Below are 492 nucleotides of genomic sequence, written 5' to 3' on the forward strand. Positions count from 1 at the left end.
AACAGCAACAACCAACAACAATACAACAACACCCTTTTAATGAACACTTTACAAGGGACATTAAGCGCTAATAATCAAATTAACCCCAATGGTTGCACCAATCAAGTCCAGTGTTTGGAGCAATTCATCCAAAATTTTAAAAGACAAGGAAAAGAAATGAGCGAACAACGAAAAGAATCTTTACAAAATAACCCTAATTTGAGTAAAAAAGATGTCAAAATCGTGGAAAAGATTTTGAGCAAGAACGACATTAAAGCCGCTGAAATGAAAGAGCGCTACCTTAAAGAAGGGCTGTATGTGTTGAATTTCATGAGTTCTCCCGGCAGCGGTAAAACCACGATGTTAGAAAATCTAGCGGATTTTAAAGACTTCAAGTTTTGCGTGGTAGAGGGCGATTTGCAAACCAACAGAGATGCGGACAGGTTGCGTAAAAAAGGCGTGAGCACGCATCAGATCACCACCGGCGAAGCGTGCCATTTGGAAGCGAGCATG

At 40.7% G+C, this 492-nt stretch carries 1 protein-coding gene; it reads left to right on the forward strand.

Annotated elements, in window-relative coordinates; genetic code table 11:
- Nucleotides 1–156 precede the first annotated feature (156 nt).
- A partial coding sequence (gene hypB / locus BZK24_RS03745) for a hydrogenase nickel incorporation protein HypB (RefSeq protein ID WP_077656612.1) occupies nucleotides 157–492 on the forward strand: 336 nt, incomplete at its 3' end.

The organism is Helicobacter pylori, from assembly GCF_001998165.1.
In the GTDB taxonomy this organism is placed as follows: domain Bacteria; phylum Campylobacterota; class Campylobacteria; order Campylobacterales; family Helicobacteraceae; genus Helicobacter; species Helicobacter pylori_DL.